Annotated in this window: 13 protein-coding genes; all 13 read left to right on the top strand. The window is 32.4% G+C overall.

Going from position 1 to position 22,735, the window contains the following annotated elements; genetic code table 4:
* Positions 1–42: 42 nt before the first annotated feature.
* The 13 genes from P690_RS0103375 to P690_RS0103315 all read left to right on the top strand — a co-directional run bounded on the left by P690_RS0103375 (position 43) and on the right by P690_RS0103315 (position 22,728).
* Positions 43–2,994 carry an AAA family ATPase gene (locus P690_RS0103375; RefSeq protein ID WP_027122349.1) on the top strand — a complete coding sequence of 984 codons (2,952 nt, stop codon included), beginning with the start codon at positions 43–45 and terminating at the stop codon, positions 2,992–2,994.
* Positions 2,994–4,040 (top strand): signal recognition particle-docking protein FtsY, encoded by a 1,047-nt coding sequence (ftsY, locus tag P690_RS0103370; RefSeq protein ID WP_027122348.1) that lies wholly within the window; start codon positions 2,994–2,996, stop codon positions 4,038–4,040. Before P690_RS0103375 ends, ftsY begins: the two co-directional genes overlap by 1 nt.
* Positions 4,021–4,341, top strand: a complete 321-nt coding sequence (locus P690_RS0103365) for a hypothetical protein (protein ID WP_027122347.1) — start codon at positions 4,021–4,023, stop codon at positions 4,339–4,341. The genes ftsY and P690_RS0103365 overlap by 20 nt, the downstream gene beginning before the upstream one ends.
* Before the next feature lie 53 nt (positions 4,342–4,394).
* Positions 4,395–5,018, top strand: coding sequence for an MPN555 family protein chaperone (locus tag P690_RS0103360; RefSeq protein ID WP_027122346.1), 624 nt, complete (start codon positions 4,395–4,397; stop codon positions 5,016–5,018).
* The gene (locus P690_RS0103355) at positions 5,018–5,302 is read left to right on the top strand and encodes a DUF3217 domain-containing protein (RefSeq protein WP_027122345.1); all 285 of its coding nucleotides are present in this window, start codon (positions 5,018–5,020) and stop codon (positions 5,300–5,302) included. The genes P690_RS0103360 and P690_RS0103355 overlap by 1 nt, the downstream gene beginning before the upstream one ends.
* Positions 5,303–5,314: 12 nt before the next feature.
* Positions 5,315–7,039 (top strand): threonine--tRNA ligase, encoded by a 1,725-nt coding sequence (gene thrS, locus P690_RS0103350; protein ID WP_027122344.1) that lies wholly within the window; start codon positions 5,315–5,317, stop codon positions 7,037–7,039.
* A gap of 8 nt (positions 7,040–7,047) precedes the next feature.
* Positions 7,048–7,872, top strand: coding sequence for an MPN552 family protein (locus P690_RS0103345; RefSeq protein ID WP_027122343.1), 825 nt, complete (start codon positions 7,048–7,050; stop codon positions 7,870–7,872).
* A gap of 132 nt (positions 7,873–8,004) precedes the next feature.
* Entirely contained in the window at positions 8,005–11,406 is a 3,402-nt protein-coding gene (locus P690_RS0103340; protein ID WP_307129920.1) for a cytadherence high molecular weight protein 3, read from the top strand.
* A complete protein-coding gene (locus P690_RS0103335; protein WP_027122341.1) occupies positions 11,406–12,215 on the top strand; it encodes a phosphotransferase in 810 nt (269 codons plus the stop codon). Before P690_RS0103340 ends, P690_RS0103335 begins: the two co-directional genes overlap by 1 nt.
* 52 nt (positions 12,216–12,267) lie before the next feature.
* The gene (locus P690_RS0103330) at positions 12,268–13,164 is read left to right on the top strand and encodes a P30/P32 family tip organella adhesin (protein ID WP_027122340.1); all 897 of its coding nucleotides are present in this window, start codon (positions 12,268–12,270) and stop codon (positions 13,162–13,164) included.
* Positions 13,165–13,323: 159 nt separating this feature from the next.
* Positions 13,324–16,683, top strand: coding sequence for an adhesin (locus P690_RS0103325; protein ID WP_027122339.1), 3,360 nt, complete (start codon positions 13,324–13,326; stop codon positions 16,681–16,683).
* A gap of 30 nt (positions 16,684–16,713) precedes the next feature.
* The gene (locus P690_RS0103320; RefSeq protein WP_027122338.1) at positions 16,714–19,806 is read left to right on the top strand and encodes a cytadherence protein A; all 3,093 of its coding nucleotides are present in this window, start codon (positions 16,714–16,716) and stop codon (positions 19,804–19,806) included.
* A gap of 150 nt (positions 19,807–19,956) precedes the next feature.
* Entirely contained in the window at positions 19,957–22,728 is a 2,772-nt protein-coding gene (locus P690_RS0103315; protein ID WP_027122337.1) for a cytadherence protein B, read from the top strand.
* The last annotated feature ends 7 nt before the right edge of the window (positions 22,729–22,735 follow it).

Genomic DNA, 22,735 nt, shown 5'->3' with positions numbered 1-22,735 from the left:
TTTATACTTACTAGATTATGTAAGAAATTAAGGTTATATAATATGTTATTTCTAAAAAAATTTCATGCCCAAGGGTTTAAATCTTATGCTGATAACATTAGTTTCACATTTGATGAACACGTTACTGGGATTGTAGGGCCAAATGGGTCAGGTAAATCGAACGTTGTCGATGCCTTAAAGTGGGTGCTGGGTGAACGTTCGATGAAAAATCTAAGAGGGAAAACAAGTGATGATGTTATCTTTTTTGGATCACAAGAAAAACCGGCATCTAAATTTGCTGAAGTAAGCTTAACATTTGATAACTCTCAAGGTTATTTACATGATAAACGAAAAGAGATTGCAGTTACTAGAAGAGTTTACCGTGGTAGCGGGGTATCTGAGTATTTAATTAACAACGAACCATCATCACTAAAAGAGATTAATGATATTTTTCTAGATTCTGGTTTAACCAAGGGTTCGTTGTGTATTATTTCGCAAAATACAGTATCGAGTTTTATTGAAGCTAAACCAGAAGATCGAAGACAGATTTTTGAAGATGCTGCTGGAATAGGTAGATATGCTAAGAAAAAGCAAGACGCGATTAGACAAATTGCTCGAACCAATGATAATTTAAAAGAAATAACAACAATTGTTAACGAATTAAATCGTGATCTAAAGAAATTAAGCCAACAAGCAGAAAAGGCTAAGCTGTATTCTGAAACAAAAGAAAAGCTAAAAGATTTAGAAATAACTTTATCAGTTAACGAATACTTGATTTCACAAAAAGAAATTCAAGCACTATCTGAACAGATTGCTCAAATTGATGAACGTTTATTAAAAAATGATCCGCAATTACAAATTAATCAAGAGAAGTTAGAGACGTTTAAAAAACGTTATAATAGTGCTGATCAAAATGTGCAAAAAATTCAAGACGAATTACAAAAAATATACGATGAAATTGCACTTTTAGAAAAACGTAATATTGTTAATGATTTACAACTAAAATCAGATTTAGATTCTAACGATAAAAATAAAAAAATTAATGCGTTAGAACAATTATTAAAATCATCAGAAGAACAACTAAAAAAATACTTTGGTTTAATCTCAACTTGAGAAGAAGAGCTAAAGAACCAAGATGTTGAAAAAACTGATTTAGCTAACGAATTGGAAAACTTAAAAAAAGCGCTAGCTAATTTTCAAGTTAAACGTTATCAATCCAACTTACAAGTACAGTTTTTCCAAAACCAAAAGACCAATCAGTTTGCTCAAGATGTTGGTGTTCGTACGGTATTAAATAATAAGGATGCAATCGGTGGTGTTCATGGAATTGTGCAAGACTTTATTAAGGTTGAACCGCAATATGAATTAGCGATTTCAACCGCATTAAATAAAGCAACAAAGAACATTATTGTTGATTCTAATCAAGATGCAATTAATGCCGTTAATTTTTTAAAAGCAAATAAAGCAGGAAGAGCAACATTCTTACCGTTAGCCAATCTTAAAGACCGCGATGTTAAACAAGAACACTTAGAAGTATTAGAACAAGTTGATGGTTATCTGGGTATTGCTGCTAATTTGATTGATTATCATGATCAATACGATCCAGCTATCCGTGCACTGTTAGGTCAAATTATTATTGCAAACGATCTTGAATCAGCAACAAAAATTTCAAAGTTCACTTACCAACTTTACCGTGTGATTTCATTGGGCGGAGATATTGTTAATGCAGGTGGGGCTATCACTGGTGGTGAAGAAGCAAAACAAGCTCACACTTTATTTAATCTTGATGAAAAAATTGATACACTTAAAAACGAACTTTTAGTTGCTGAAAAAAATATCAACGAAATAAACAAAAAAATTGAGTTTTTAAACGCAGATTATCTTAAAAAAGATAAGGAATTTAACGAGAAAAAAATCTCAATTCAACGCTATCAAGACTTAATCGTAATTGAGCAAAAGAAATTGGATGATTACAAGATTCAATATGAGCAATTAACTGATAAAACATTTGATGGTAAAGAAGTTAAGTGAGATGATAAAAAAATCAAAGATAAACTATTCAGTCTAGAAACAAAGAAAACTACTTTAGTACAAGATTTAAAGATCAATCAAGAAGCTAAAGAAATGTATCAAAAGCAAGTTGGACAACTTGAAAAAGATGTAACAGTTTTTTACAAAGAGATTGACGAAGATAAAAATGATAAACTAAAACGTCGTGAATTATTAACAAAACACGAAAATATCATTTATTTAGCCAAATCTAAGATTAATGAATCTTATAATATGGCGATTGAGTTTGCGATTGAAAACTACAATAAGCCATTACCAATTTCATTGTCTCAAGCTAAGAACGAAGTAGTAAAGCTTCAAAGTACGCTAAACAATTTGGGTGCTATCAATATGGAAGCAATCGAAGAGCTTGATATTAAAAAAGATCGATATGAAAAGCTTTATGCTCAACAGCAAGAATTAATTAATGCTCGTGAACGAATTAATGAAGCAATCATTAGATTAGATGAAAAGGCAGTATTTGAATTCGACCAGTTGATTAGTAATCTAAATCAAGAATTGCCTAAAACATTCTATTACCTATTTGGTGGAGGTAATTGTGAAATTAGATACTCAAACCCTGAAGAAAAACTTACTAGTGGTATTGAAGTATTTGCTTCACCACCAGGAAAAAACATTGGGAATTTAAACCTGCTATCAGGTGGAGAAAAAGCTCTTGTTGCTTTATCAGTTTTATTTAGTATTCTTAAAGTGTCTTCATTCCCTTTAGTTGTATTAGATGAAGCTGAGAGCGCTTTAGACTTAGCCAACGTTGAACGTTTTGCTAACATCATTAAAAACTCATCAGATCAAACGCAATTCTTAATCATTACCCACCGCGAAGGTACGATGGTAAAATGTGATAAGTTAATTGGGGCTACGATGCAAACTAAGGGTGTGACCAAGATGTTATCGGTATCTTTACACCAAGCTAAAGATATGGCCGAAGAAATTGAGAATGAATAATGAGCTTTATTAAAAGATTATTTAGTAAGTTTAAGAAAAAGCCTGATACTGTAGAAGAAATCAAGAAAAAGAATCAAGAAAATTCTTTATTTGAAACCACCCAAGAAAAGTTTGATAATGGACTAAAAAAGAGTAGTAATTCCTTTTCAGATATCATCAACCAACTATCAACTAAATACGTTACTTTAAACGAAGCATTCTATGAAGATCTATTTGATTCTTTTGTGCAATTAGATATCGGATATAATGCGACCAAAAAGATTGTAGATGCGATTACTGAAGAGATCAAATACCAAAAGGTAATTGATCCGACGTTAATTAAACAGATTATTGTAGATAAATTGTTTGTTTATTACATTCAAGATAGCGAAGTTAATATTGATCTAAATTATCAAGATAATCGGCAAAATGTCTTTTTAGTAGTAGGGGTGAATGGTGTTGGTAAAACCACATCAATTGCGAAGTTAGCAAACTACTATAAAAAACTAAATAAAAAGGTGTTGTTAGTTGCAGCTGATACATTTAGAGCAGGTGCAATCCAACAATTGAATATTTGGGCAGAACGCCTTGGAGTTGATATCTATAAAGATGAAACCAAAAAAGATCCAGCAGCAGTAATCTATGAAGGTTTAAGTTATGCTAAAGAACGTAATTATGATTTAGTAATATGTGATACATCAGGGCGATTGCAAAACAAAGTTAATCTGATGAACGAACTTAAAAAGATTAATAATGTAATTGAAAAGTTTATTGGTCGTATTGTTGACGAATCATTGCTAGTTCTAGATGCTACAACTGGTCAGTCAGGTTTAATGCAGGCTAAGGTATTTCACGAAGTAAGTAAGATTACAGGGATAATTTTAAGTAAAATGGATTCATCTTCAAAAGGTGGCATCATTCTAGGAATCAAAGATCTATTTAATATCCCGGTTAAACTGATCGGGTTGGGTGAACAGCTTGATGATCTAGTAAGCTTTGATCTACAAAAATACCTGATTTCATTAACAATGAATCTAAATCTAGATTATGAAAAAACAAGTAATTAGCTTTGAAGAATGAAACCTTTTAAACGAATTATTTGGTTATTATCAGAACTTATTATCTGAAAAGATTAAGTTATATCTTGAAGATTTTTTGGTTAATAACTTATCTTATAACGAGATAGCTACCAACTACTCGATTTCAAAATACGCAGTGTATGACCAGATTCAAAAAGGAATAGTTCAACTTAAAAATTACGAACAACAATTAAGTCTAAACGAACTATCTAAACAAAGAATAAAGTTATATGAAAAGATTAGTGATGCAAAACTAAAAGATGCATTACTAAGTCTTGAAGAAAAATAACTTATTTAAAAATATTAAAATTAATAGAATAAATAACAAAATAAGGTAAATATATGTCATCAAAATTAAAACTAATTAAAGAGATTGATTATTCAAAAGAAATAAAAATCACTCAATTTTTTATTGATCCAGCAATGCTAGAACAGCAACGTCAAAGAATTAAAACAGCTTTGCCAGCTGAAATTACTAATGAATCAATGATGCAATACGAGTTATTACAACTAAGTATTAAAGATAATGTGTTCTCAGCTATTATGAACTATATAGCTGGACACTTTGATTTTGAAATCGATCCAGAAGAGCTAAAAAGAGTTACCCAACAACTAAAAGCAACTGGTCTTCAAGCACAAACTGAACAAATATTAGAAAATATGGCTGATAAGATCATCAAGAAAGGTCTTATGTTTGATTACTTATCAGAACAATGAAAAGTTAAAGTATCTGATAAAGAAGTTAAAAACATGCTAGATGTTTATTATGAAAAAACTAACCAATCAATTCATGATGTTTTAAATGATAAGCAAAAGTTTGAATCAGTAAGAATGTCAATCTTTGAAGAAAAGATGGTGTTAAAAACTATTAGCATGTTCTTGATTCGCTTTAATATGCAAAACCCTAATTACATTGAAGCTCAAGACGACGAAGAAAATTCAGCTGAACAAAAGAGTGTTAATTAATGCTTAATACTGTTTTATTGGAAGGTTTAATTGATAGCTACAAGTGATCTAAGAATAAAACAGGGTTCTATGTAACGATCACCCAAAAACGAAGATTTGGTAACCAAACCTATACGGATTATTATGTAATTTATGCTAATGATCAACTTGGCTTGGAATTAGAAAAATACGTACTTGAACACGAATATCTTGCAATTAAAGGGGTTTTAACCACTTACCAAGATAAGAAAACTAAGGTTTGGAAAACCCAAATATTAGCTGAAAAAATATTAGTCAGAAAATAACAATATCGATATATGCTTAACTATTTTAATACTGCTTTATTAATGGTGCAAATGATCTTGAAAAAACAAGATCCACAGATCCAATTTGGTCAGATGTCAGTAAACGACCAAGGGTTTTTTATTGATTACTTATCCCAAGCAATCAACATTAACCCCGAAGACTTTAATAAGTTAGTAAAATCATTAACTAAATTATCTTCATCAGCAAAACTAATTAGTGTCTCAACATTTGATCTTAAAAAAGCTAATGAACTACTAAAAGATCAACCATACTTATTAGAGTTGATTAATGAAGCCAACAGCACAACGGTTAATTTAGCAGTGGTTGATGACCAATACTATTATTTACCAAGTGGTGAACTAATGGATAATACCAAATTAGTTAAAGCATTTAATTTCCAATCGGTTGGTGGTGCTTATTTTAAGGGTGATAAAGATAATGTTGTGATGGTGCGTCTAAATGGTTTTGGTTTTGATAACAATCAAAATATGCAAGATTATTTAGCAATCATTGAAGAACAAAAACAACGCGATCACAGAAGAATTAATAAGATCTTAGAACTATTTAGTTTCAACCCCCTATCAGGAGCTGGGATGCCGATGTGATTACCTAATGGTCAGATCGTACGCCAATTAATAGGTGACTACGTGCACAGTGTTCAAAAGAAGTTTGGATTTATGGCAGTTAACACCCCTGTGCTAGGTAGTGTTGATCTTTATAAGAAATCTGGACACTATAGTCACTATTCTAAAGATATGTTCCCCGAAATTACCTTATTAGATGGAGACAAGATGATGTTAAGACCGATGACATGTCCGCATCACTGTTTGGTTTATCTAAATAAACCGCGTAACTATTATGATCTACCAATGCGCTTATCTGAAGATGCATTATTACACCGATATGAAGCTAGTGGAGGATTAACTGGTCTTGAGCGTGTAAGAGCAATGATGTTATTGGATAATCATATCTTTTGTAGGTTAGATCAGATTAAAAACGAGATCTTAAACTCTTACCAAGTTATTAAAGAAGTGATTAGCACTTTTAATCTTAAGTTCCACCGAATTGATCTATCATTACATGATCCTAATGATAAGCAAGGATTTATTGATAATCAAGAAATGTGAGCCAGATCTGAAAAACAACTAGAAGATGCACTTAAAGATTTAGGCTTAGAATACACCAAGCAAGTTGGTGAAGCAGCCTTCTATGGTCCTAAGATTGATTTCCAAGTAAAAACGGCACTTAACAAGATTATCACCGTATCTACAATCCAATTAGATTTCTCATTACCAAGTGAAGAGAAATTTGATATCAAATACAAAACCAAGGATAATACCTACGAACAAGGAGTGATTATCCACTTGGGAATCATAGGAACATATGAACGTTTTGTGGCTACCCTATTAGAACAAACTAAGGGTGCATTAGATCTATGGTTAGCCCCAAAGCAAGCTGTAATCATCCCCATAAACAACTCAGTTCATTTAGATGGATGTAATGAGTTGTTAAAGAAATTGCTAGCAGCTGATTTAAGAGTAAGTGTTGATGATCGTAATGAACGTCTAAATAAAAAAATCCGAGATAACCAAGTAAACAAAATTCCGGTTCAGATCATCGTTGGTGATAACGAACTTAATAACCCTAATACGATTACATACCGTCTGTATGGGCAAGAAGATTCGCACCAACTAGAACTAACTAAGTTCATTGAACTATTTAAAAAACCTTATTAAGTCATTAAATGTCTAAAAATAAGTTATTAATTATCGATGTCAACCAACGGGTAATCTATGATCAGGGTTATGATATCGATCAATTAACAAGATTAATTAACGAATTAAAAAGTAACTTTGAAATCTTAGTTAGTTCATCAAGTTGGTTTGAAAACATCATTAATTTTAATAACCTAACTAAATTAGGATTAAATGATATTAGTTATCTAACCGCTAATGGGGCGTGCATTAGAAAAAGAAGTGATCTGAAATTTTATTACGAAGCATACCTTAAAAAGAATGATTATGATCTAATTAATCATTTAGCACTAATTAAACAATCCGGGATCCTAATTAAAGGTCCATCAAGTGTTGATAGTTATGACAACGTGATGGCGACCTACTTTTTAAACTACAACACGATTAAGCAAGCACGGATGCGTTGAAAACACCAAATGCACTGAAACAACGACTACAAGAGTTTTCAACAATCAATCCAAAGAATGTTAATCAGCCAGATCTATCTTTTTAACATTAAAGAATGAATTAACTCTTCTGATTTTAACCAAACAATTATAAACAACGAACGGTTTAGCTTCATCCAACTAAATGAAGATGATGGGCTATTTATTAATAAGGAGATTAATAAATTAAGTACGATTAAAAAACATTATCCTAATACTTTTTTAATCTATCTTGCTTTACATAATCAAATTGATCAAAATACTTATGAACAATTTGATTATGTAGCTGTTCCTGATAATGTTAATGAAGCGATCTTACAAAACGCTCATTTTGTCTTTAAACCAAATGAATTAAACCTTTTAATTGATAACTTGAAATCGATTATTTAGCAAAATTTTTATTATTAAATAATAAGTAAAACTCTTTAACATTAATCCTTAAAAATAATTTAATATAAAGATATATATTGAATTTACAACTTGTGCATAACCATAATAAAAATAAATGAGTGATAAATGATAATGAATCAAAAGATACATAAAAAAATTCTGAAGAATTTAAATAAGTTAAAAAAGAAAGCATTTAAGCAATATGGTGCTTATGATTTTAACTTTGCTTATGACAAAACTGGAAAGGTTTATCTAGTAGGGGTTGATAATACTACTGGAGAGATTTTTAATTTAATCAAGCCGGTATTTAAATTCTTAAAAAAGCCATTACCAGGTGATCTATATGGCTTGGATCAACAACCCTTTTATTTTGTTAATAACCATCATTATGTTGATGCGCTTAATATTGATACGGGCGATCAAGTATTATTAAGATATAACGTGATTGACCAATCGTTAGTTGATACTCAAACTAATGATACTGTTGATCCGGCTTTTTATACCGATCTTGAAGGTTACGAACTAAATTTTAGTCAGTACACCGGTTCATTATTAGATTTAAGTAATGAAGCAACTTCAGCTCAAGAAGAAGAAGTAGTTGCACAAGAAGCTGCAGAAGAAGAAGTAGTTGAGCAAGACCAAGCTGTTGAAAACCAAGAAGTTCAACCAGTTTATGATCAACAAGGTCAGGTTGGTGATGATCAGCAACAACAATACGATCAACAAGGTTATGTAGATCAACAACAATATGATCAACAAGGTTACGCAGATCAACAAGGTTATGCAGATCAACAACAATATGATCAACAAGCTTACGATCAACAAGCTTACCACCAACAAGGTTACGCAGATCAACAATATGATCAACAATACGATCAACCACAAGATTATGTTGATAACACTCAACAATATGATCAACAATACGAACAACAAGATTATGACCAACAATTAGATCAACAACAATACGACCAACAAGCCTATTCAGACCAACAAGCTTATGATCAAAAAGTTTTAGCAGACCAACAAGCTTACGACCAACAATTATATCAACAACAATACGACCAACAAGTTTATGATCAAGAACAAAATCAACCAGTTGAACAAGTTGTTGATCAAGCGATTGATCATGTAGTTGAACAAGCCGTTGAAACAGTAGCTGGACAACCTGTAGAAGTTGATAAACCAGAACCAGCTAAACCAACAGCACCTAAACAACCAGTTAAACCAGCTAAGAAGGTTGTTAAATATGCAATTAAAAAACCAGAAGCTGAAGCTAAACCTGAAGTTGTAAAAGAGCAATCTATAGAAGAATTAACAACTAAAGAAGAAGTATTAGTTGAGCCAATTGTTAGTGAAGCAGTTAAACAACCTGCTGAAGTTCTTGCTGCTGAACAAATTAAACCAGAAGTAGTTGAACAAAAAGAAGAAGTTTTAGAACAAGCTGTTGAACAAACTGAGTCAACACCAGTTGTTGCTGATGATCAGATCAAGCTAGAAGTTGAACAACCAATTAACAAGAAAGTAAACCTAGATGATTTAGAACAAATTCCGGTTGTTATTAAACTACCTAAGTTTGAAACTCCTAAACCATCTGAAGTACAACAACAAGTACTTGAAGAGATCAAGCTTGAACAAGTTGAACAAAAAGAACCTATTATTGTTCTAGACAGTGAACAAGAAGCTGAAATAGAAGAATTAGCTGAAATTCAATTTGAAAAAGAAGCTCAAGAACAACTATTGTTATCTAGCTTTGAAGAACTAGACGATCATTATGGTCTAATTGAAGATGATGATGTTGAACTAAGCAAAGTTAAATTTGAAGATATCAAGTTAAGCAACTTACTAGTAGATCAAAAACCAGTAATAGAACATAACAAGAAAGTTCAACAACAACCAGTAGTAGAACAATTACCTAAAGCACCATTTGAACAGAAGTCTCAAGTTGTTCAAACTAAGGTTGAACCGAAGTTAGAAGTAACTAAACTAGATGATCTTGTTGAGATTAGAGAAATTAAAGAAAATAATAGTCAATCATTAAAAAAACTAGAAAATTTAATTGATGAAAACAAGAGGATCATTGATCTATTTAAACAATTAAAAGAAGAAGCTAAGAAATCTAATAGTAATGTCAACTTAGAAAAAGTTGCAAAACAACTTGTTGATTATTTAACTAATAAGATGAACGAAAAAGCTGGTTTATTAGCTAAACAAAAAGCAGTTGAACAATTAGTTAGCCAACCTAAAGGAGTTGTTAACCAAGTTGCTAAAGATAAAGTTGTACAACAACAAGTTGCACAACCTAAAAAAGTACCAGCAAAAGCATTCTACGAAGAATCAGATGATCTATTAACTACTGTACCTAATAAAACTAAGCAACCAACTTCTGAGCTATTAGACTTCTTAGTTCAACAAGTAGTGGATGGTGAAGAAGATGATCTGCCACCAACTAATTTTGATAAACGTTCAAACCAAAACGTACGTCAAAAATTAGATGAGATCAACCAAGTTAATGCTCCGGTTGAACAACCTCAAACTCTAAGACAGGTGAACCAAACCGAATCGCTTGATCAAAGATTGTTCTTAGAACCTGAAATTCAAGTTCAACCTCAAGCGTTGTACACAGCTTCACGCGAAAACCAATCTGAACCAAATCAACAACCTACAGCTAAAGTAGAACAACAACCTACAACTAGAATTGATCGTGAAGAGATGATTAAAGCTCAACGTGAACAATTAGTTCCACCAGCTAGAGTTGCTTATCATTCAAACAAAGAAATTGATGAACGTTATTCAGGTCAATACGATCCAAGATTTGTACAACCTGGTCAACAAGATCCATATTATGATCAAGGTTATGACCAACCTGATGCTTACCAAGATCAACAACAAGCATATCCAGAACAATATCAAGATCCAAGATATCAACAACCGGTTGATCCAAGATATGCTGAACAAGGTTATGAAGATATGAACCGCCCAGTTCAACCTAACTCTGAGTATGGTTATGCTCCTAATAACTTCTACCCACCAGCTTATGAATCTAGAAGAGGTTATGAACCTTACCAACCAAGAAGAGTTGGATATGATCTTCGTAAACCGTCAGCTTATGAATTTAATAAGCAACCAGTAGCTAGAAGATATCAACAACTTCCAGCGCGATATAGTGAATTTGACCAACAAAGACAACCAGCTTATCCAACTTATCGCGGTACTTTAAGAAGTGAATCTGACTTCTTAAGATTTAAAGAAGGTTATGGTTATGATTATGATCGTCCATCTACTCAGTACTACCGATCAAATTATGATACATACGTAGGAGAAGTAAGAAGACCGATTAGACAAATAGGTATGGATCAACCAATGGGAGAATTAAGACCAAGAGCTTATCCACCAAGAACACTAGCACCTAGAAGAGCTCCTCGTTTAGCTTATGGTCCAAGAAGAGTGTCTAGAATGTCACCACTAATTGCTCCAAGAGGTTATAACCAACAACCTAGAGTAAGAAGAGTACCAGTATCAAGAGGGTATTGATAATGAACAAAACAAAAAATCAAATTATCGACTTTTTTGTTAATCATACTAACTACTCGACCGATCAGATTATTAAGATCATCCCAATCCACAACGGATTTACCAATCTCTCGTTTTTAGTTCAAACAAGTGATGGAAATAAATTCCAAGTCCGGTTTGCGATGAACAATGAATTAGTCTCGCGGGTTAATGAATATCAAGTTATCCAACTATTAAAAAACGACTTATTCATTTATTTTGATCAATCAACCGGAGACTGTATTAAAAAGTGAATACCTGGTAAAGAGGTTGATTACTTTGATAAAACTAGGTTAGATAATTTAGCTAGAGCAATCAAAAAGATCCACCAAGTTGATATTAATAACTGTTCAGTTTTACCAATCGATTATTATAGTGGTTTTGAGAACGCTAAATTATCAACAAGGCATAGGAAACTATATCAACACCTAATTAATAAGTATAAGGATTTACCAAAAATATTAACCCATTCAGATCTGAATGCGCATAACATGTTGGTTGATCAAAACGATCAGATTCATTTAATTGATTTTGAATGATCAAGAATTAATAATCCTTATTTCGATCTAGCTAATATGGCTAGAGAATCCTTAAATCTAGATCAAGCATATTATCTAGTTGATTCTTATGGTGGTCTAGATCGAAATATCTTTAATGATTTTTTAATCATTAGTTGTCTGTTTGCTCTAATTTGAACTTATAATATGGCTCAAACAGACAAGATCATTGCCTACCGCAATGATGTACAAAAACGCTTAGAGTACTATTTAAGGTCTTTTAAGCTTAACTTGTAAGATTGTATTTTAAAAGCGTATAATATATAAAACGTAAAAATAAAATAACATTATGTTTAGTATAAAAAAGTTAAAGTCCAAATTTGTTGGAATTAGCTTTGTGTTTTCTGGAGTTATCGCTCTTGGAACTGGTATGGGTCTAACTAGTGAACACAAATCTGAACATTCACCTTCTTTAGTATTACAAGCAGGTGAAGAAACCAACTCAGTAGGTCCTAGAAAAATTACATCCGAAGCTTGATTTTACCCAGTTGTGGGTGCAGGTGCAGGATTGATTGTTGTTTCATTACTTCTAGGATTGGGAATCGGTATTCCGATTGCTAAGAAAAAAGAAAGAATGATGATTCAAGAACGTGAAGAACATCAAAGAATGGTTGAATCATTAGGAGCATTGGAAGAGCAAAACAAAACTGAAGAAGTTGAAGAGGCTACTGAAGCTGTATCAACTCAAGCAGTTAATCCACAAGAGCAAGCAGCTCAACCAAATGTAAATGTTCTACCAGCTCAGAATATGGGAATGAATCCAAACCACCAGCAAATGTGAAATCAACAACAAGGATTTGCTCCACAACAAATGGGCCCACAAGGTTTTGGTGGGCAGATGGGAATGCAACCTGGATTTAATCAGCAATATGGTTTCAACCAACAACAAATGAATCCACAGATGCAAATGGAACAAAGACAAAACTTCCCTAACCAAATGCCTCCGCAAATGAGGATTCAACCAAGACAAAACTTCCCTAACCAAATGCCCATGAATCAGCCAGCACAAGGCTTTAGACCGCAGGGTATGGCGCCTGGTCAGATGAGCGGAGCTAGACCTGGGTTTAATAACCAGGCTCAACCAATGGGTGCTAACCGAATGAACTACCCTAATCAAGGAATGCGTCCTGCTCCACAAATGGGAGGACCTAGACCTGGTTTTCCACCGCAAAACGGACCTAGATAAAAACTTTAAAAAGACTAAAACTTAATTTTATCAATCAAAAAAATAGACTAATAACGCAAAGATTCTCATTATTTTTTAAAAAGTTTAATTTAGAATAATATAAGAATAGTGAAATTTTTAAAAAACCTAATTTGTTAACATAGTATAAAAATTGTAATCGTGAAAAAAAGTATTTTTAAATTATCAATCGGATTAACCCCTCTTGCCTTAATAGGTTTAGGTAGTTTTGGATTAGCTGTTTCTGGAGCTAAGCCAAATCACGTTAAACCTATTAACCATGAAGGTGAGATGACTTCACAAAACCAATCTAACCTTTTAGATACGGCTAGAAGATGGAGAAACTCTAACTTCACATCTCTTTCAATTGACGGTACTAACCCAGGTGCTTTAGTTTTAAATGGGCAAAAATCAATCAGTCGTATTGATTTATATGGTAACGTTATTTGAACATTTGATCCAAGTAAAACAGAAGATCTAACGAACGGAGTTGGTTATTATGATGGTAATAACAGATTTACTGCATTTTCTGGATCAGTTCCTTTCAATGTAAGTGATTTAAGTTCTAAAACAGTAGTAGAAGCTACTCAAGATCAAGAAGACCCTAATGTTTTCTATCTATTATTAATTCCAGATGTAGCAGTAAAACAAGAACAACAAACTAAAGATCAAGTATTTGAAAATTACTTCAAAAGAGATGCTACACCTGCACCTACTCCTGTTGAAGGTGACGGAACAGCATCTACTAATTCTCAAGCTGGCGGTTCATCATCTGGTGGTGCAGGAATGAACGGAGGGACTACTGCAGCAAGATCTTCTACTAAACTTGTTCAAGATCAAGGCTCTTCATCTGCAGGAACTTCTACCCAACCTGGAGTTGTTGCAAATGGAGATAGCAACGCAGTTATAGATTACAACAGCGACGATAATCATCTTCCTAAAGCTTTACCGTTGAAAGATGAAAACGAAAGTTATGTAAACATTAATCAAGATAAAAAATATAATACCATTAACTCTCAAAAAAGTTTACAAGGTGTTATTGTTAAGGTTAATGAAAACTTGTTTAACGCTACAAACCCTTTTTCAATTGAAAACATGGCGTTTGTAAAACCTAAAGATATGGTTGATAATTATCCTTCAACATGAACTCAACCTAGCCAGAACGGTAAAAAAACTAATGTTCTTAAATTTTATCCTGTAAATGATCCAAATCCTAACTCTACTCAAGCAAATAATTATTTCAGAGCAAAACATTTTCCGAAACGTTTAGAAACTCAAACCAACACTCCTTTAGTTGATAGTTCGTTTTCTCCAAATGAACATCCAGAATGATATGAAGATGATCAGTTTGTTATGCCTTGAATGCAATATATAACAAACCTAGGTGGTTTATATGCTAAAGATGGCTTTGTATATTTATTTGGAGGAAATGGTACTTGAGTAAATAACGAGTCTGCATTAAGCATCGGTATATTTAGAACAAAATTTGAAAAAAACACTACCGAAGCTCCAGGAAATACCAATACTGTAGGTTATCCATATGGTGTCTTGCTGTCAGGAATTAGCTATGATCAATCTAGATTAAGACATTCACTTGGGCCTGCTGGTTTGGGTCAAGATGTTGGATATCACTTTGTTCCTCGTCTTGCTGTTGGGGGTGTAATTTCGCCCAAAAGAGCAAACGGTAATATTTTCTTAGGTTCAGCTATTACCTGAGGAACTAACGGCGGAAATATTTTGGATACAAAGTGACACAGTCCAGGTGTTATTTCTGTTGGCGCAAGTAATTCAGCTAACCAAACAAAAATGGTTACTGTTGATAATAATCAATACACAATACCTGCTTCATGATCTAATACTTATGATTACAACTCAGTTAATCCTGCAGCATTACTAAGTAAACCTGCAGGTGGTAACACTAAGCAAGTTGAATCTTTATTCTCAACAGCTTTAAAATTAGATACATTAAATTCTTTACCGGATAGATTCACAGAACAAAACAATGTATTTTTTAGCTATGCAATGTTAGACGGTCGTCAGTGAAGCATGGGTTCATGAAAAGATAGTTCATGATTAACAACAAACATAATTAACAATTTCACTTTTAATACACAACAACAATTACAATCTGCTAATACTGAAAACTGAAACCCAAGAAATATTTTAAACGCATTAACAACTGGAAGGGGTTTTGATCGCAGAAATATTGGTAATGTAGTTTACACTTATTCAAGTAATTCAAATAGTTTTACTTATTATTATCAAGTAGGTAGCACTATTACAACTTGACCTGAAGTTCAAGCAAATTATAAGACTAATGCTAACATAAATTTCTATAATCTAAATAGAAGCGACTTTGGAACTGTTAATTCTGTTCAACAAAATCAAAACGAAGCCGCATCTAAATTAAATGGCGCATATTCATCATCGTCTGGAAATAAAGATGAGGGATGATATGACGGTTCTATTTATGTTAAACAAGCTAATTTCACACGAAGTAGTCAAGGGTACACCTGACAAGACTTTAAAGGTTTAACAACTACAGCAACTAATACAGTTATTTCAAACTGATCAAAAGCTGGATACAGCATCAAACCAGATAATGACACATCATTTAACGTTTCGAAAATAAATTATGAAAATGGCATTACGGCTGCGGTTAATGTAAGATCGTTAGATAGTTATTATGTTCAGTTAAGTGGAAGTAACTCATTAAATGATGTAGCTCCAGTAAGTGATCAATCAACAAATTTAGCATTAAATGCTAATAAGATTACTAACCCGATATCTAATAGAAATAATGTAATTGGTCAGGGTGAATTCATCAACAGAAACGATATTCCTTCATCTTTCTTTGAAAACAAGATTAACGATATAATTACAAAAGATTCTGATGGCAATGAAGTCTTAGATAATCGTTTTATTAGTTCTATTTATAGATATACAGCTCCTCAAAACAATCCAGAAATTCAATTAAGATTATTAGTAATTGATCGTTCTAGAGCAACAAATGATTTTATTAAGTTATTGCCTCAAGTTTTAATTAACGGTACTTACGTTCCTGTTCCTCAAGCTAACAGTGTTTTTGCTACTGATCAAGAGTTCACCGGCTTTAACGCGCTTCCTGGTTATGTATTACCTGTAGCGATTTCAATTCCGATTATTATAATTGCTTTAGCATTAGCCCTAGGTCTAGGTATTGGTATTCCAATGTCTCAAAACCGTAAGATGTTGAAACAAGGATTTGCAATCTCTAACAAGAAAGTTGATATCTTGACTACAGCTGTGGGTAGCGTGTTTAAACAAATTATTAATAGAACATCTGTTTCAAACATTAAGAAATCACCTCAAATGCTTCAATCAGGTAAGAAGCCAGGAACAACATCAGCAAAACCTACTTCTTCATCTAAATCTTCATCAGCACCAGCTGCTAAAAAACCAACTGGTCCAAGCAAACCTACAGCACCAGGGGCAAAACCGACAGCTCCAACTAAACCAAAAGCACCGGCACCAACTAAGTAAGGATAATAATTAAGATAAAAGTATAAAAATATGAATATTTCTAGAAAACTTAAAACATACACCTTAATAGGTGGATTAGCTGGAATTGGTATTCTTGGCTCTACTAGTTTTGCTTTTAAACAACCTGCTAATAACAGCACAAATAAATTAGTTAATCAAGCTGCTAAACAGTTAGATGCTAACAGTATTAATCTTTCTGGCGTAGGTCAAAACGGTTCATTATTTAACTCAATAATTAGAGATGTTAATGACAATTTTATCACTTCAGCTAATGGAACAATCATTAAATTAGATAGTTTCACAAAACCTTTATACGGTTTAGATCTGTCTGCTGATTTCCCAGGTTATAAGATTAAGCAAATTGTTGCTGATTATACAACAAGTACAAACAATTTTGACAAGCAACAAAAAAGAGTATATTATGCATTACTAATTAATGATAATGTTAATATTCATCTTAAGAGAGTTGGGCGTACAGATGCAGACAAAACTAGAGCCGGTACTGCAAATGATAACTCTAAGTTTGTAATCGGGGGTGTAGATAATCCAGCTCACGTTATTAGATTTGTTGATGATGGATCTAAATTTATTTTCACAAAAGAAAATGAAGGCGATATTGTAAACGATTTCATTTTGGATGCTCCGATTTTACCAAAAAACTTATCTCCAGCTTGATATAATCTATATGTTCAAAGAAAAATACTACCTAATGACGTTAATTCATCAGTTATTCCTTGACCTGTAGGAAGAGTATCTGGTTCAAATGTTGAAGATGGAACTTTTGACTTTGGTAACAACGTTATATCTTCTACAAACGAAATTACACAAACTAAGACTGGACAGCCTACAGCATTTAATTCTGCAATGCAACCTGGTGCAACTAATCGTTACGATGCAGAAGTAAATGTAAAAAACAGAATCAAAACAGCGTTTCAATTAGACGAAAAATTTGTTTACCCACAATGAAGTGGAAATGAACAAAATACACAAGTTACAAGACTTACATCTAGACCTTCAGGTACAAATTATTGAATCCTTAATATTCCTGGAACTCCGGACGTTACTTTAAAAGAAGATCCTGTTAATGTATTTTCAAGTCTTTATTTAAACTCAGTTAACTCAATATCATTTATTGGAAATAGTATCTATATTTTCGGTGACTCTGAATTACCTTCTTTATGATATTATGCATTCCCAACTAAGTTATCAGAGCTACAAGCTTTAAACAAAGTGAAAGCTGATGATCTTGAAGCTTCAACTAACGATAATGGTTCAACTTTAGGTGATAATAATTCATTAAAATCTTATAGAAGTTTTGGTATAGAGACTAAACCTACTAGTCCAAATAAAATCGATCAAACAAACTGAGCAGACCCTAATGTTATTGAAGCTAGAATTTATTCTGATTACAGATTAGGAATAGATAATGAAATTTCTGTAAATAATAGCGGTCTTTTTGTTCCTAATACGATTGGTGGAGTAGGTTTTACTTCAACTGGATCTAGAGTTATTTTAAGAGCTTCATATGATGCAAACGGAAATTTAACTAGAAATTCACAACCTTACTTATACGTATTTGGTTATTTTAACTGGCAGCACACAAGAGGTGGTGATAATTTCTGATACGGAACTTACAAGTTAATAAACAACACGCCTTACGATGTTCTTAATGCTGCTGTAGTTGGTACAGAAACTTCACCTACCCAACCTAATACATTAAGTTTTAGTATGTTGGGCGGTTATTTAACTGAGCAAGGCGCTAACAATTTTTCACAAACACCTTATATTAGAGAAAGTAATAATAATAGCGATTTGCAAAGCAGAACAATTTTCCAAAGCGGTTATTCAGATCCAAATTATAAATACATACAATCAACTTTAGGAAGAGACGGCATTAGAAACAACTTATCTATTGGGGTTAGAACCACTAGTTTCTTAAACACAAATAGACCAAACCCTAATGGTTTAGAAATGGTTTCTGCTGCAACATATTTAAGAGCTCAAATCGGAATCGCAAGAACATCTGGTTTACCAAATCAATCTCCGTTTGGAACCACTCACCAAGTTATTTCTCTTTCTCCGACCGATACATTTTCATCAATTAAAAATATTAAAAATGTAGTCCCAGGTGATGAATTATGATACTTCTTATTTACAAACGAAAATAATAGATCGAGCATTTATACATTAAGATTACCTGATTCAAATAATCCTAACTCATCAAGTACATTTGGACCAAGTGGTTTAGTTGATGTTAATGAAATTAGTTTAATCTTACCTTTATTAAATAATTCATTCTATACTGCAAATTCAAAAGGCGATATAATGCTTTATTCAAGCAATCCTGGTTCTCCTGGTTCATATACTCCTGTAAGCACATTTAATCAAAATTTAAACGCAATTGCATTTGAAGGTTCAGGATTTAAATACACATCTGATTTCTGAGGCACAATTCAATTCAAACCTGCAGAATACTTGATTCAAAACGGATTTACAAGTGAAATTGCTAAGAATTTTGTTACAAATCAGAGTTTTTTAAATAGTTTAGTTGATTTCACTCCTGGTAGTGCTGGAACTAAATATCGTGTAGTAGTTGACCCAAATGGTAACTTAAGCAACACGAACTTACCTCTTAAAGTTCAAATTCAATACTTAGATGGTAGGTATTATGATGCAAAATTAAAGAATAATGATCTAGTAACATTCTCTTACAATAACTTTGCATCATTACCTTCATGAGTTATACCTACATCAATCGGTGTTACTTTAGGTATTCTTGCAATTATGATTATCTTAGGGTTAGCAATCGGTATTCCATTGAGATCTCAAAGAAAATTACAACAAAAAGGATTCCAAACAACATTCAAGAAGGTTGATACCTTGACTGCAGCCGTTGGTTCAGTATACAAGAAGATTATTACTCAAACTGCTAACGTTAAGAAAAAACCTGCTGCTTTAGGTGCTGCTAAAGCAGGTGCTAAAAAAGATGGCGATAAACCAGCGGCTCCATCAAAACCTGCCGCTAAACCAACGGGTGCTAAACCAACTGCGCCAGCTAAACCAACTGCGCCAAAGCCAACAGTTCCAAAACCAACAGCTCCAAAACCTTCTGCTCCAAAATAACATCAATTGTTTTATTAATTTTAAAAATAATCTCCCTTCTATCAATAAGGTATTTGCTACCTCTATCAAAAAGGGGGGTTGTTTTGTACAATATTTAAATTAAGGTAATTCTTATTAAAAATAAATAATTCATTATAGTTATTAATGATAATGTTAAAAAACTTCTATAAAAAATCTTTTATCGTTTTTATTATCTTAATAATAACTGTTATTAGCTTAGCTTTCTTTAGTTTATTTAGCTTCAAATCAACAGCAGCTAATAAAATTAAGTTAAGCAACCAATCAGTTAATTTAGTAGCAAATCCGCCGACTGATCAGATAATTCAAAAACATTCATTAGATGTTGTTAGATGAAACGCTAACGCTAATTTTTCATCATCACCAACCAGTGATGGTGGACTTTTAGCGATTACAGAATCTGGAAAATTAGAGCGTATAGATAGTTTTGGTTATTTAAAGTGAGAACTAGATTTAAAAAACGTTAAAGGTTTAGCAGAAGTGGATGATAATAACAATTTGGTATATGACAATAACCAAATTGTTATCAGATCAAGAGAGTTACGCTTTGTTAACAGCATTAACCGTAAGGTGATCTCTGAAGCTGTTCAATCTAAAGAAGATCCTCATCTTTATTATCTTTTAGCAGTAAGTGATCAAACGATAAATAATGATTTAAAAAATGATTTATACAGCTTTCAAGAATTATCAACCGATATAACATCACAAGGATTAATCTTAAAAGTAAGAGAAGATCCTAATCGAGTAAACGATCCGGTTGGTGTTGTGGATTATGCTAATATTTCACCAACAGATTTAATTCAAAACTACCCAAATAGTTGAAAAACAGATACATTATCACTATATGGACCAAGCGGAAGTTTTCGTAAAGAAGACCACCCTTCTTGGTTTGGTAACAACTCAAATTTTATTTCATTACCTTGGTTACAATATATAACCAACTTATCAAATATCTACGAATATAAAGATAATGTCTTTATATTTGGTGGTAATGGTAATTGAATCAACAACCAAGAAAGAAATCGAAACCAAGCAAGTAAGTACTTATCAATGGGAGTTTTTCGGGTTCAATTTAATAAGAGTTACAAGATTAGAGCAACAGTAACAGGTTATCCTTATGCTTATTTATTAAGTTCATTAACTTCAAATGATCCAGATACGCAAAGGTTATTATTAGGTCAAAATAGTAATTATACTTTGGTACCTAGAATTGCTTTAGGTGGTGTTAAACAAGGTTTGGGCGATAATAAGAATTATGTTTTCTTATTTGGAAGTATAACCACAGGATTAAGTGCTAGTGATAATCCTAACCAAGTTGTTTTAGATGCACCTAACTATTCAGATAGCGAATTAGATAGTCTTAATAAATTAACCTCAACACCACTTAGTGCTAATAATGCAGCTAAAAACTCAGTTGGGCCTAGAGCGTTAATTGGGTTATTCTTTAATTTGGATGATTTAATTAGCTTGCCGAATTTAATTGATCAAGCTAATATTAATAGCACATATTATCTAAACCAAAACTCATATAGTTTTAGATTGATAGCTCCATGAACAACAACAAACGCACAACCTAATATTAATGCGTTAAATGTTTCAGGTAACAATAAGTCGATTACAGGTACCTTATATAATTTAACGATTCGACACAGGTTTAATGAAAATGATGTTGGCGGATTAATTGATATCGATGATAAAAGTTATGGCGTGGCAGTAGGTCCTTATATCTTAAGAATCTTTTCGCCAGCTCTAACTGGACCGATTTCCAACCAACAGAATTGGTTGTATCGATTATCTAACACTGACTTTATTAACTATGACATCAATAGCCCATTAAACTTTAATCCAATTTTTAACTTTAAGGATTTTAGAGGAATTGGTGTTGTTAACGCGAATAAGAATTATCTTTTTAGTTTATTTGCGCCAAGTTCATTAATTACCACAACACCAAAGTTGTACTATACAACTTTTAGCGACCAACTAAATAGCAACGTTAATTTTAATGTTACAACAATCAATCGTTCGAATGGATTGTTGCAATTTAATAATCATAACGGTTTGTCATTACAGAATAGTGATTTCTCATACAATATCTATTCAATAAATAATGACAACCTTCAAGATAACGGCATTATTAATCCAATTGAGCAGCGAGTTAAGTTTTTAGGAAGTGGGCAATTTAATCCAACTAGTCATTTAAATTTAATCAATACCAATTTAATCGATCTATTTGAAATAGAAAATAATCAAACAATTTTAAAACCAGATAAGATTAAGTCGATATATAAGTATTTCTCATCGAATGATGATAATCAAAATTATCAATTAAAACTTAAGGTAATTGATTTGAATTACGAAAAATCTAGCTTTAGGTTAGTTCCTTATGTTTTTAGTAATTTAACCAATGATTACCAGATCGTTCCTGATCATAGTAATGGATTAACTACGGACAGCAGCTTTGCTAGTTTTAAGAAATCAATCGGTATTGATTCGATTTATCTTTATGTGGGAATTGGCGTCCCAATATTAATCTTAATTATTGGGATCGGAATCATGACCTTAGTGGGAATGGCGTTAATGAGAGAACGTAAGCGCTTAATCAGGTCATTTAGAACAAACAACTTGAAAGTTGATAGCTTGGTCTTATCGATCGGTTCGGTCTTTAAATCGTTAATCCATTCTTCAAAACGGTTTAAACGATTGTTATCCAAAGACAAAAATGAAGTTGAACAAAAACAGATGATGCAAAAACCTTTAAATAAAACAACTACAATTAGTGATAATAAGATAGGAGATAAATCTAACCAATCATTTAGTCAACCTAAAAATGAAACCAATCGGGTTAACTTTTCAAAGATACGAGAATACAAAGCTAAAACCAAGATGGTTAGTGTAGATGAATAACTAATAT

This window comes from Mycoplasma imitans ATCC 51306 (assembly GCF_000518305.1).
GTDB lineage: Bacteria > Bacillota_I > Bacilli_A > Mycoplasmatales > Mycoplasmoidaceae > Mycoplasmoides > Mycoplasmoides imitans.
Note: the sequence above shows the minus strand (reverse complement) of the source record. Positions and strands in the feature narration are given on the sequence as shown.